Origin of the sequence: Cupriavidus sp. 2KB_3 (genome assembly GCF_052115685.1) — a bacterium.
In the GTDB taxonomy this organism is placed as follows: domain Bacteria; phylum Pseudomonadota; class Gammaproteobacteria; order Burkholderiales; family Burkholderiaceae; genus Cupriavidus; species Cupriavidus campinensis.
Genome location: NZ_JBFRHD010000002.1, coordinates 75451 through 87586 on the forward strand (window position 1 = coordinate 75451; position 12136 = coordinate 87586).

Below are 12136 nucleotides of genomic sequence, written 5' to 3' on the forward strand. Positions count from 1 at the left end.
GCACCCTCGCACCATGAACGACGACCAACTGCTGCGCTACTCGCGCCATATCCTGCTGGACGAACTCGGCATCGAGGGCCAGGAACGGCTGCTGGCGGGCCATGCGCTGGTAATCGGCGCGGGCGGGCTCGGGGCGGCCGCGCTGCCCTACCTGGCCTCGGCCGGCGTGGGGCGCATTACCATCGTCGACGATGACGATGTGGACCTGACCAACCTCCAGCGCCAGATCCTGCACACCACGGCCAACGTGGGGCGGCCCAAGGTGGAGTCGGCCCGTGAAGGGCTGCTGCGGATCAATCCCGATGTCGATGTGCGGATGGTCGCCCAGCGCGTGGGCGATGCGGAGTTGGACGCGCTGGTGGCGGCGGCCGATGTCGTGCTCGATTGTTGTGACAATTTCGCCACACGCCACGCGGTAAACCGCGCCTGCCTCGCCCATCGCAAGCCGCTGGTCTCGGGCGCCGCGCTGCGCTTCGACGGCCAGGTCAGCGTGTTCGACCTGCGCGATGCCGATGCCCCGTGCTACGGCTGCCTGTTCCCGCCCTCGGAACCGGCGCCCGAAGCCGCCTGCGCGACGATGGGCGTGTTTGCCCCGCTGGTCGGCATGGTCGGCACGGTGCAGGCGGCGGAGGCGCTCAAGCTGCTGACCGGCGTCGGCCAGACGCTGGCCGGCCGGCTGCTGATGGTCAATGCGATGTCGATGGAGTGGACCACGATGCGGCTGGCGCGCACGCCGGCCTGCGAGGTCTGCGGCGGGCATCACTAACGGAAGCGTTAGCGAGCCATCGGCCCGGCGACCCTGGCGGTGGAGCCCCCTCCCCGCCGGTTCGCCTGATTGGCGCGATGTGCTGCCGAGAATGCTGGATGAAGAAAGGAATCCGAATGAGAACGGTTAATAACCCGTTCCACACGGATGCGCGATGCCGCCAGGCACCGCGCGGTGTGCCGGCGGCTTATTGCTCGCCCGGCTCCATCTGCGACTGCAGGTAGTTCTGCAGGCCAACCTTGTCGATCAGGTCGAGCTGCGTCTCCAGGTATTCGATGTGTTCCTCGGTGTCCGTGAGGATGTCCACGAGGATCTCGCGGCTCACGTAATCGCCCACCGACTCGCAGTACGCAATGCCTTCCTTGACGGTGGCGTGCGCGGTCTGCTCGAGCTTCAGGTCGCACTTGAGCATCTCGGGGGTGTCTTCGCCGAGCAGCAGCTTGTGCAGGTCCTGGAGGTTCGGCAGGCCGTCGAGCATCAGGATACGGTCGATCAGGCGGTCGGCGTGCTTCATTTCGCCGATCGATTCCTTGTACTCGACATCACCGAGCTTCTTCAGGCCCCAGTGCCGATACATGCGGGCGTGGAGGAAATACTGGTTGATCGCGGTCAGCTCGTTCTTGAGCTGGGCGTTCAGATGCTGGATGACCTTCTTGTCACCTTTCATAGGGGGGCTCCTGTCATGACAACCGGACCCGCGCAAAAGCACGAAGGGGCGCCAAGTGGCGCCCCATTGCAGTCGGAACCGCGGTAAAGCCTGAACGGATCAGGCCACCAGCGCGGTACGCTGATCGTTCGCGACTGCCGGGTCACGAGTGTCCATTATCGCACGTGACGTAGCCGTGGAACAGGAAGAAATCTCGACGACCTGGATGGTCGATACCGAGGAGGCACGCATCGTCTGCACGGCGGCCACGCCTTCGCACAGCACTTGCTTCGCGCAGTCGCGGCAACGGCCGCAGCAGGTGCCCACACCGAGGGTCTCGGCGAGTTCGTCCATGGTCGAGACGCCAAGATGGGCGGCGCCATGAATCTCGTGGTCGGTAACCTGGTTGCAGATGCAGACGTACACAAATACCTCCTGGGGGCGGCGTCGGCACCGGCATGCCGAACAGCGATGGAGGCCAGAATATCAGAGAACCAGAATGATAACAATTCCCATTACTTGCCTTGGGGGTATGCCGTCACACGGGTGGTGCAGATGGATTTCCGGGGTCACTTTTCCCACGAAAAAGTGACCCCGGCTTCGCCAACACTTGCTGTCAAAAACCCTAAGAATCAGAGGGTTGTACGATTCTGCGCGGCCGGATCTCAGGGCGCCAGCTGCTTCAGCGCCGCCGCCTGCTCCTCGGGCTCGTAGCAGTTCAGCACGCGGTCCACGAGCGGGCCGAGGCTCTCGCAGTCAGCGTGAATCACTTCCTGCTTCACGCGCAGCAACTGCGCCGGGTGCATCGAGAACTCGCGCAGGCCCATGCCCAGCAGGAGACGCGTCATGGCCGGGTCGCCCGCCATCTCGCCGCACACGGCCACGGGCACGCCGGCCCGGTTGGCTTCCTGGATGGTGCGGGCGATCAGTTGCAGCACGGCCGGGTGGAGCGGGTCGTAGAGGTGGGCCACGGCGTTGTCGGCGCGGTCGATGGCCAGCGTGTACTGGATCAGGTCGTTCGTGCCGATCGACAGGAAATCCATGCGCTTGAGGAACAGCGGCAGCAGCAGCACGGCGGCCGGGATCTCGATCATCGCCCCGACCTTCATGCTCGGGTCGTACGGCTGGCCGCGCTCGTCCAGCTGGCGCCGCGCCTGGGCGATCAGGTCCAGCGTCTGGTCGATCTCGCTCGCGTGGGCCAGCATCGGAATCAGCAGCCGCACCGGGCCGAACGCCGAGGCGCGCAGCAACGCGCGGAGCTGGGTCAGGAACATCCCCGGTTCGGACAGCGACCAGCGGATCGCGCGCAGCCCGAGCGCCGGGTTCAGCGCGGTCTCGAAGTCGTCGCCACGCAGGTCCAGCGGCTTGTCGGCGCCGACGTCGATGGTGCGGATCGTCACGGGCAGGCCGTGCATCGCCTCCACCGCGCGACGGTAGGCGGCAAACTGCTCCTCCTCGTCGGGCATGGCATCGCGCCGGTTCATGAACAGGAATTCGGAGCGGAACAGCCCCACCCCGACCGCGCCGGCGGCCAGCGCGGCGGTGGCGTCCTCGGCCAGTTCGATATTGGCCAGCAGCTCGATCTCGAGCCCGTCCAGCGTCACGGAAGGCGTGTGGCGCAGTCGTTGCAGGCGCTTCTTCTCCAGCGCGCGCTCGCTCTGGCGGTGGCGGTATTCCTCGAGGATGATCGCCGACGGATCGACGATGACCAGCCCCGCGTCGCCATCGATGATGATCCAGTCGTCCTGACGGATCAGCTCGCTGGCGCTCTTCACGCCCACGGCAGCCGGGATGTCCAGGCTGCGCGCGACGATGGCCGTGTGCGAGGTACGCCCGCCCAGGTCGGTCACAAAGCCATGGAACACGGTCTGGCGGAACTGGAGCATGTCTGCCGGGCCGATGTCGTGCGCCACGACGATCACGCCCGGCGCGGGCTCGCCGTCCGGGGCCAGGGCCGGCACGGGCGCCGGCGCCAGCACCGGCGCGCCGGCCAGCACCTTCAGGATCCGCTCCACTACCTGCTGGATGTCGGCCTTGCGCTCGCGCAGGTACTCGTCCTCGATCTCGTCGAACTGACGCATCAGTTCCTCGAGGCGGGTGGTGAGCGCCCACTCGGCGTTGTAGCGCCGCTGGCGGATCAGGGCCTCGGGCTCGCGCGAGAGCGCCTCGTCGTCGAGGATCATCGCGTGCACGTCCAGGAACGCGCCCATTTCCTCAGGCGCGTCGCGCGGCAGGTCACGCTTGAGCGTCACCAGCTCCGCGCGCACGGCGGCGCGCGCCGAGCGTAATCGCTCCACCTCCGCATCGAGCCGGTCTTCATCGACCAGATAGTGCGAAACGTCGAGCGCAGCCGGCGCGAGGATGTGGGCCCGCCCGATGGCGACCCCTCGCGAAACCGGAATGCCGTGCAAGGCAAAAGGCATGAACCGCTCCGTCAGGAACGTTTAGGAATTCGGTATTGTGCGTCGATACTCACTCGCCCTCGCCGAACCGGTTGGCGATCAGCGCCAGCAGCGCGTCCATCGCCTCGTTTTCGTCGGGACCATCGGTCTCGATCGTGACCGTCGAACCAATGCCCGCCGCGAGCATCATGACGCCCATGATGCTTTTGGCATCGACCTGGCGACCGTTGCGGGACATTTTGACCTGGCTGGCGAAACTCCCCGCCAGTTGCGTCAGTTTGGCGGAGGCGCGGGCATGGAGCCCGAGCTTATTGATGATGGTTGTGTCCCTCTGCAGCATATTTGTCGGGATGATTGGCGGTTTGGTTCTGGACGGTGGTGTTGCCGACCTGCAGCACGCCCTGCGCGCCGCCGGCCAGCGCCTTGGTGGCAAGCTGGTCGAGCACCTCGGTGCGGTAGCAGATCGCGCGCACGAGCATGGGAAGGTTGACGCCGGCAAGCACCTTGACCTTGCCGGGGTCGGCCAGGCGCGCGGCGATATTGGCCGGCGTGGCCCCGAAAATATCGGTCAGCACTAGCGCGCCGTTGGCCTCGGAAACCGCGGCCAGGCGGCGCCGGGCTTCGGCGAGCACCACGGCGGGGTCGGCGTCGGGAATGACGTCGATGGCCTCCACGCGCGGCGGTTGGCCGCAATAGACGTGGGCAGCGCAATCCCGCAGCGCCGAAGCCAGCGGCGCGTGCGCGATGATCAGAATTCCTGCCATGATGGTGAATCCGTTGGACTGCCCGAATTGTAGCAGGCGGCCTCGCGGCCAAATCCCGCGATACCGCCCCCGTCCCCGGAGTGTGGTGCCCTAGCGTCGCCCGGCTGTCTTAATTAGTGTTGACGGCGGCTTCCAGTGCATCGACGAACATCGCGGCCACATTGAAGCCGGTCTGCTGCGTGATTTCCTGGAAACAGGTCGGGCTCGTCACATTGACTTCGGTCAGGCAGTCGCCGATCACGTCGAGCCCCACCAGCAGCAGGCCCTGCCTGAACAGGCCCGGCGCCAGCGTCTCCGCGATCTCGCGGTCGCGCGCGCTCAGCTCCTGGGCGCGCCCCAGCCCGCCAGCGGCCAGGTTGCCCCGGATCTCGGTGCCCTGCGGAATCCGCGCCAGCGAGTACGGCACCGGCTTGCCGCCGATCAGCAGGATGCGCTTGTCGCCTTGCTTGATGGCCGGAATGTAGCGCTGGATCATCAGCGTGCGGGCGCCGTTGTCGCCCAGCGTCTCGACGATCGCGCCAAGATTCATCGCATCGGGCCCCACGCGGAAGACGCCCATGCCGCCCATGCCGTCCAGCGGCTTGACGATGATGTCCTGGTGCTCGGCATGGAAGGCGCGGATGCGGTCCGCATCGCGCGTGACCAGCGTCGGCGTGACGAACTGCGGGTAGCGGGCGATGGCCAGCTTCTCCGAGTGGTCACGAATCGCCTGCGGCTTGTTGAAGATGCGGGCGCCCTGCGCCTCGGCCAGCTCCAAAAGCCACGTACTCGTCACATATTCCATATCGAACGGCGGATCCTTGCGCATCAGCACCGCGTCGAACGTGGCCAGCGGCGCCAGCACCGGGTCGCCCAGGCGGAACCAGTCGGTCGGATCGTCCGTGACGCGCAGCGGCTGCGTCACCGCCTCCACCACGTTATTGTCCAGCGACAGTCGCGACTGAAGGCAGAACGACAGTTCGTGCCCGCGCGCCGCCGCTTCCTTCATCATGGCGTAGGTGGAGTCCTTGTACGTCTTGAAGGTCTCCAGCGGATCGGTAATGAACAGGATGCGCATGCTTCGGGCCTCAGATGATCGGGTTCGGATCGGTCTTCTCGAGTTCCAGCGAGGCCGCCAGCAGCGCCAGCCGCGCCACCACGCCATACATATAGAAGCGGTTCGGCACGGCCGCGCCGGGCTTGGCGTGACTGTCCGGAATGCCGTTCGGGGCAAACGCCAGCGGCACGAAGTGCATGCCCGGCGCGTTCAGGTTCTCGTCGTTGCCGCGGCCCGTGTGCACGCGGTAGAAGCCGCCCACCACGTAGCGGTCGATCATATAGACCACCGGCTCGGCCACTGCCTCGTTCACCTTCTCGAAGGTGTGCACGCCTTCCTGGATGATGACGTCGGAGACTTCCAGCCCCTCCTTCACCACGCTCATCTTGTTGCGTTCCTTGCGGTTCAGGCCCTTGACCTCGGACGGGTCGCGCACGGTCATGATACCCATGCCATAGGTACCGGCATCGGCCTTCACCACCACGTACGGCGTTTCCTTGATGCCGTACTCGCGGTATTTCTTGGCGATCTTCTTCAGCACGCCTTCCACGGCATCGGCCAGTTCTTCCTCGCCCACGCGCTCGTGGAAATCCACGCCAGTGGTGCGGGCGAAGTAGGGATTGACCATCCACGGGTCGATGTCGATCAGCTTGGCGAACTTCTTGGCCACCTCGTCATAGGCGGCGAAGTGGCTGCTCTTGCGGCGCGTGGACCAGCCTGCGTGCAGCGGCGGCAGCAGGTACTGTTCGTGGATGTTCTCGAGAATAGGCGGGATGCCGGCCGAGAGGTCGTTGTTGAGCAGGATCGAACAGGGGTCGAAATCCTTCAGCCCCAGCCGGCGGCCCTTGGTGCCCAGCCGCGCAAGCGGCTCCACCACCAACGTCTGGCCATCGGGCAGCTCGATCGGGGTGGGTTCGGTGATGTCCTCGGACAGCGACCCGAGCCGCACATTGAGGCCGGCCTGGCGCATGATCAGCGACAGCCGCGCCACGTTCTGCAGATAGAACATGTTGCGGGTGTGCCGCTCGGGGATCAGCAGCAGGTTCTTGGCGTCGGGGCAGATCTTCTCGATCGCGGCCATGGCGGCCTGGACGGCCAGCGGCAGCATTTCCGGGGCGAGGTTGTTGAACCCGCCCGGGAACAGGTTGGTATCCACCGGCGCCAGCTTGAACCCGGCATTGCGCAGATCCACGGAGCAGTAGAACGGCGGAGTATGCTCCTGCCATTCCAGCCTGAACCAGCGCTCGATGGACGGGGTCGCGTCCAGGATCTTCTTTTCGAGTTCGAGCAGCGGACCGTTCAGCGCGGTGATGAGATGCGGGACCATATCCATCCTAATTGATCGTCTTTATTGTCCGCCCCGATTGTAGAGGAACGGCCAATAGGCTGCTGGCGCCCGCCGCATAACCATATGCAGCGGCCAGCATAATAATCCGGGATGTGGGGGCGGCCGGGCAAAAAAAAAGCGCGGCGTGTGCCGCGCTTTCAAATGGCCTGACAGATACGGGGAGCGTTCTGCAGGTGGAGGAAACTGCCTCACTCGCACTGTATGTGCGGCTCCCCTTAAAGACAATTGAGACTTTTTAAGATCCGATTTAAGCACTCTGCGAATACCCCGCGAGGCCTTGCCGGCACTGGCCCCGCGCCGGCTCGGGCAGCCTTCGGGCAGAAAAAAGCCCGGCACGAGGCCGGGCGAAACTCCTGAGAGAAGATTCCCAATCAGCTCTCCAGCACAACTCTGTCGCGGATATCAGACCTCGTAGGCGGTTTCGCCGTGGGAGGTGATGTCCAGGCCTTCGCGCTCTTCCTCTTCCGGAACGCGCAGGCCAATCAGCATATCGACCAGCTTGTAGGCCACCAGGGCCACGATGCCCGACCACACGATGGTGGTCAGCACGCCTTCGAACTGGATCCAGACCTGGCCGGCGATCGAATAATCGTCCGCCACCTTGTTGGCCACGTAGTCATAGATGCCCGTGCCGCCCAGGCTCGGTGCGGCGAACACGCCGGTCAGCAGCGCACCCAGGATGCCGCCCACGCCGTGCACGCCGAAGACGTCCAGCGAGTCGTCCATGCCAAGCAGGCGCTTCAGGCCGGTCACACCCCACAGGCACAGCAGGCCAGCCAGCAGGCCGATCACGATGGCGCCCATCGGGCCGACGAAGCCGGCTGCCGGGGTGATCGCCACGAGGCCGGCCACGGCGCCCGAGGCACCACCCAGCATCGACGGCTTGCCCTTGCCGATCCACTCGCCGAAGGTCCACGACAGCACGGCGGCGGCGGTAGCCAGCAGCGTGTTGACGAAGGCCAGGGCGGCGCCGCCGTTGGCTTCCAGGCCCGAGCCGGCGTTGAAGCCGAACCAGCCGAACCACAGCAGCGAGGCACCGACCATGGTGAAGGTCAGGCTGTGCGGACGGATTGCCTCGCGGCCGAAGCCGATGCGCTTGCCGTACATGAAGGCACCCACCAGACCCGCCACGGCGGCGTTGATGTGCACCACGGTACCGCCGGCGTAGTCCAGCGCGCCCTTCTGGAACAGCCAGCCCGACTTGGCCGTGGCGGCGGTGCCGGCAGCGGCGTCGGTGTAGGCGTCCGGACCCGGCCAGAACCAGACCATGTGGGCCATCGGGATGTAGGCGAAGGTGAACCAGATCACCACGAACACCAGCACGGCCGAGAACTTGGCGCGCTCGGCGAAGGCGCCGATGATCAGGCTGCAGGTGATGGCGGCGAAGGCGCACTGGAAGGCGAAGAACACCAGTTCCGGCACGACCACGCCCTTGCTGAACGTGGCGGCCACGGCGTCCACCGTCAGGCCCTTCATGAACAGCCGGTCAGTGCCGCCGAAGAAGGCGTTGCCTTCGGTGAAGGCGAAGCTGTAGCCGTAGATGGCCCACAGGATCGACACCACCGAGAAGATCACCAGGCACTGCATCAGCACCGAGAGCATGTTCTTGGAGCGGACCAGGCCGCCGTAGAACAGCGCCAGGCCGGGCAGCGTCATCAGGATGACGAAGGCCGTGCAGACCAGCAGCCAGGCGGTATCGCCCTTGTTCGGCACGGGTGCGGCGGCGGGGGCAGCCTCGGCCGGCGCTGCGGCGGCGGCAGCAGGGGCCGCGGCAGCTGGCGCGGCCGCAGCAGGGGCGGCGGCGGTGGCCGCTGCCGGGGCCGAAGCCTCGGCGGCGGGCTTGTCCTGCGCCACGGCATGGGTGGACAGGCCGAGGCCGGCCGTGCCGAGCGCCAGCGACATCGCGCCGGCGGTCAGGATTCGCTTGAACCAGGTTGTCATGAGCTTAACCTCTTGTCTCGTGTCTTTTGTCTCGTGTCAGAGCGCGTCGCCGCCGGTCTCGCCGGTGCGGATGCGAATGACTTGTTCGATCGGCGCGATAAAGATCTTGCCGTCGCCAATCTTGCCGGTGCGGGCCGACTTCTCGATGGCCTCGATGGCGCGTTCCACCACGTCGTCCGGCACCGCCACCTCGATCTTCACCTTGGGCAGGAAGTCCACGATGTACTCGGCGCCCCGGTACAGCTCGGTATGGCCCTTCTGGCGGCCAAACCCCTTGACTTCGGTGACGGTGATGCCGGACACGCCGACGTCCGAGAGCGCCTCGCGCACCTCGTCCAGCTTGAACGGCTTGATGACTGCAATGATGAGTTTCATCCCATTTCTCCTCGGGGCGACCCGGTCTGGCAGGCCGCCCGCCTCGATGCACAAATTAGAAAGTCTTGGTGAGCGACGCCCAGAACGTCGACTTGCCCAGGTAGCGGCCGCGCGTGTTGGTGTAGACGGCCTTGTCGGCGTTGGTGTCCACGTACGCAATCGCCACCGAGAAGCCCTTGCCCAGGTCCTTGGTCAGGCCGACCTTCCAGTCGGTGTACGACGCATCGCTGAAGTTCTTCACGCCCTGGTAGCCCACGTGGGCGTTGAAGGTCAGGTCCCAGAAGTTCAGCGGCACGTTGGCCGTCAGGTCGATGTAGTAGCTGTTCTTCGAGTCATTGAACCCGAACAGGTTGGTCAGCGAGTGCGAGTACTTCAGGAACACCGGGCCCCAGCCGATGCCGGCGTACAGCTCCGTGGTGTAGGGGCGCGGGGTGTTGTAGCCGCCCGGGTAGTAGTACTCGAGCACACCCACGTCATAGTTGAACTCGGCGCCGCCGGCGCTGAAGGTGTTCTTGAAGCCGCCGTAGAAGTCCATTTCCACCGGCGCCGAGACCGTCGAGTCGGCATCCTCGAGCCAGCTGATGCTCGAGTTCCAGTTGCCGACGTAGAAGCCGCTCGAATGCGCGTAGTCGAACCCACCCTGAATGGCCGGACGGCGATTGGTCTGGCTGATACCGCGATAGCGGTAGTCGCTGACCAGCGAGACGTTCGCCGTGAAGGTATGCGGCGATGCTTCCTCGGCGGGGGCTGCGGCCGGGGCCGGCTCGGCCGGGGCGGTCTGCGCCATGACCGGGGCTGCCGCCAGCAGAAGTGCGGCGGCGCTGGCGCTGACTGCGAGGCTGAACGTCTTCATCGGGGTTTCTCCTTTTCCTTGTGGTCTTCGCGGGCTCGATTGAGGTGTTTGCTACCTTTGTTGGTGCCCGGGCGGCTCTTTTTCGCTGCCTCGGGCATTGACGCTCCTGGGCCGATTACTGCAACAGCCGTGCCAGCCCCATTCCCCGCCGGCGGTGCGCCGTCCAGGGCGGCATCAGGATCGTCCGCGAGCGCCCGACACACCACTTTGCCGACGATCTCGCGAGACATTTCGCCCCCGCCAAATCCGTTAAAAGATGTGTCCGGGCCTTGCCGGCGCTTTCATGGCGGGCGCCGAGGGGTCATAATCCGCCCATGCAGGGTCAAGTGCTGCGCGCTTGGCGCGATCCCCCGGGCGCGAAGGCGCCGGCGGACGCATGACGGACACAAGACGGGTGCCATGGCGCACCGCGCCCCAGTCGGGTGCACCGGCATGCGTCGATCCCGGCGCTCGCCGGGTCGGCCAGCACCATTTCAGTGCGGGAGTGCGGATAGCAGCGCAGCGGACCCCGAATCCATTGCATTGGTCACCACGAGGAGTTCCACCATGAAACCGACCGATCTGTTCAACGACCTGCAGCAGAAGGTCAGTGAAGCGCTGCGCAACTCGCCGGCCAAGGACATCGAGAAAAACGTGCGCAGCATGATGACGCAGGGCTTTGCGCGTCTGGACCTTGTCACGCGCGAGGAATTCGACGTGCAGTCGCAGGTACTGGCCCGTACGCGCGCCCGGCTCGAGGAACTGGAAGCCCGCGTGGCCGAGCTCGAGCGCCGCGCCACGCCGGGGGCAGCGCCCCAGGGCGGCGCGCCGACGGCAGGGGTATGACGCCCAGGCGCCGACCCCGTACCACCCCAGAAGGCCAGGAAGGCCGCCGGACTCCGGCGGCCTTTTTCGTTAACACTTTCGCAAATCTGGAGCGGCCCGCACCATGAGTCTCGCCGTGCTGCGCAGCCGGGCGCTGACCGGGGTGGAGGCCCCGCCGGTGGCCGTGGAGATCCACATCGCCAACGGCCTGCCCGCGTTCAATATCGTCGGGCTGGCCGACACCGAGGTGCGCGAGAGCCGCGAGCGCGTGCGCGCCGCCCTGCTCAACAGCGCCTACGAGTTCCCGGCACGACGCATCACCGTCAACCTCGCCCCGGCAGACCTGCCCAAGGAGTCCGGCCGCTTCGACCTGGCCATCGCGCTTGGCATCCTCGTGGCGAGCGGCCAGTTGCCGGGGGATGGGCTCGATGGCTTCGAGTTTGCCGGCGAGCTGTCGCTGGCCGGCGACCTGCGCCCGGTGCGCGGCGCGCTGGTCATGGCGATGGGGCTCGCCCGCGACAACGCCCGCCGCACCGCCCAGGGCCAGCCGGCGCGCGCCTTTATCGTGGCCGACGGCAACGGCCCGGAGGCCGCGCTGGTCGATGGCCTGACCGTCCACGCTGGCGCCACGCTGCGCGATGTCTACGACCATCTCGGTCCCCTCCCGGACCGGCGCCTGCCGCGCGCCGAACCGCCCGGGCTGGCTACCTGGCCCGATGGCGTCAGCATCGGCCCCGACATGCGCGACGTACGCGGCCAGCTGCAGGCGCGGCGTGCGATGGAGATTGCGGCGGCGGGCCAGCATTCCGCCCTGCTGGTGGGGCCGCCCGGCACCGGCAAGTCCATGCTCGCGCAACGATTCGCCGGATTGCTACCGCCGATGACCGCAGCCGAGGCGCTTGAGGCCGCCGCCGTGCTGAGCCTGACGCCCGGCGGCTTCCAGCCGGCGCAATGGGGCCGCCGCCCCTTCCGCAGCCCGCACCACACGGCCAGCGCGCCAGCGCTGGTCGGCGGCGGCGGCAATCCGCGCCCCGGGGAAATCTCGCTGGCCCATCATGGCGTGCTGTTTCTCGACGAATCTGACGTTAGGCGGTGCGCCCGCTGTCTGTATCCCCTATTCGGAAAGGCTACCGCGCGCTGGCGGCGAGTGGACCCACCAAGCTTCATCGTGACTTCAGGTCGCCGCTTTCCTTATCGCAGG

General features: G+C 66.3%; 12 protein-coding genes and 1 pseudogene. 3 read left to right on the forward strand and 10 right to left on the reverse strand.

Annotated features, from left to right (window positions below; genetic code table 11):
- Positions 1-13 precede the first annotated feature (13 nt).
- Positions 14-766, forward strand: a complete 753-nt coding sequence (locus tag AB4120_RS02145; protein ID WP_144198979.1) for a HesA/MoeB/ThiF family protein — start codon at positions 14-16, stop codon at positions 764-766.
- A 187-nt stretch (positions 767-953) separates the two neighbouring features.
- On the opposite strand, the gene bfr is transcribed toward AB4120_RS02145, so the two are convergent.
- The 10 genes from bfr to AB4120_RS02195 all read right to left on the reverse strand — a co-directional run bounded on the left by bfr (position 954) and on the right by AB4120_RS02195 (position 10131).
- A complete protein-coding gene (gene bfr, locus AB4120_RS02150; protein ID WP_011296489.1) occupies positions 954-1433 on the reverse strand; it encodes a bacterioferritin in 480 nt (159 codons plus the stop codon).
- 99 nt (positions 1434-1532) lie between these two features.
- Positions 1533-1838, reverse strand: coding sequence for a (2Fe-2S)-binding protein (locus AB4120_RS02155; protein WP_144198981.1), 306 nt, complete (start codon positions 1836-1838; stop codon positions 1533-1535).
- Between the two features lie 239 nt (positions 1839-2077).
- Complete coding sequence (ptsP, locus tag AB4120_RS02160) at positions 2078-3835, reverse strand: phosphoenolpyruvate--protein phosphotransferase (protein WP_149136807.1); 1758 nt, start codon at positions 3833-3835, stop codon at positions 2078-2080.
- A 49-nt stretch (positions 3836-3884) separates the two neighbouring features.
- The gene (locus AB4120_RS02165) at positions 3885-4154 is read right to left on the reverse strand and encodes an HPr family phosphocarrier protein (protein WP_149136808.1); all 270 of its coding nucleotides are present in this window, start codon (positions 4152-4154) and stop codon (positions 3885-3887) included.
- Positions 4123-4578 carry a PTS sugar transporter subunit IIA gene (locus tag AB4120_RS02170; protein ID WP_149136809.1) on the reverse strand — a complete coding sequence of 152 codons (456 nt, stop codon included), beginning with the start codon at positions 4576-4578 and terminating at the stop codon, positions 4123-4125. The genes AB4120_RS02165 and AB4120_RS02170 overlap by 32 nt, the downstream gene beginning before the upstream one ends.
- Before the next feature lie 109 nt (positions 4579-4687).
- On the reverse strand, positions 4688-5635 hold the full coding sequence (gene gshB / locus AB4120_RS02175) for a glutathione synthase (RefSeq protein ID WP_149136810.1): 948 nt from the start codon (positions 5633-5635) through the stop codon (positions 4688-4690).
- 10 nt (positions 5636-5645) lie between these two features.
- Positions 5646-6941: a glutamate--cysteine ligase gene (gene gshA, locus AB4120_RS02180; RefSeq protein ID WP_149136811.1), complete on the reverse strand. Its 1296-nt coding sequence runs from the start codon at positions 6939-6941 to the stop codon at positions 5646-5648.
- Positions 6942-7364: 423 nt separating this feature from the next.
- Entirely contained in the window at positions 7365-8903 is a 1539-nt protein-coding gene (locus AB4120_RS02185; RefSeq protein WP_149136812.1) for an ammonium transporter, read from the reverse strand.
- Between the two features lie 36 nt (positions 8904-8939).
- On the reverse strand, positions 8940-9278 hold the full coding sequence (locus tag AB4120_RS02190; RefSeq protein WP_092291590.1) for a P-II family nitrogen regulator: 339 nt from the start codon (positions 9276-9278) through the stop codon (positions 8940-8942).
- 55 nt (positions 9279-9333) lie between these two features.
- The gene (locus AB4120_RS02195; protein WP_149136813.1) at positions 9334-10131 is read right to left on the reverse strand and encodes a TorF family putative porin; all 798 of its coding nucleotides are present in this window, start codon (positions 10129-10131) and stop codon (positions 9334-9336) included.
- Positions 10132-10677: 546 nt separating this feature from the next.
- Between AB4120_RS02195 and AB4120_RS02200 the strand changes: the two genes are divergently transcribed.
- The gene (locus AB4120_RS02200) at positions 10678-10956 is read left to right on the forward strand and encodes an accessory factor UbiK family protein (protein ID WP_144198997.1); all 279 of its coding nucleotides are present in this window, start codon (positions 10678-10680) and stop codon (positions 10954-10956) included.
- Between the two features lie 103 nt (positions 10957-11059).
- Positions 11060-12013, forward strand: a pseudogene (locus tag AB4120_RS02205) (YifB family Mg chelatase-like AAA ATPase); the annotation flags it as partial.
- Positions 12014-12136 lie beyond the last annotated feature (123 nt).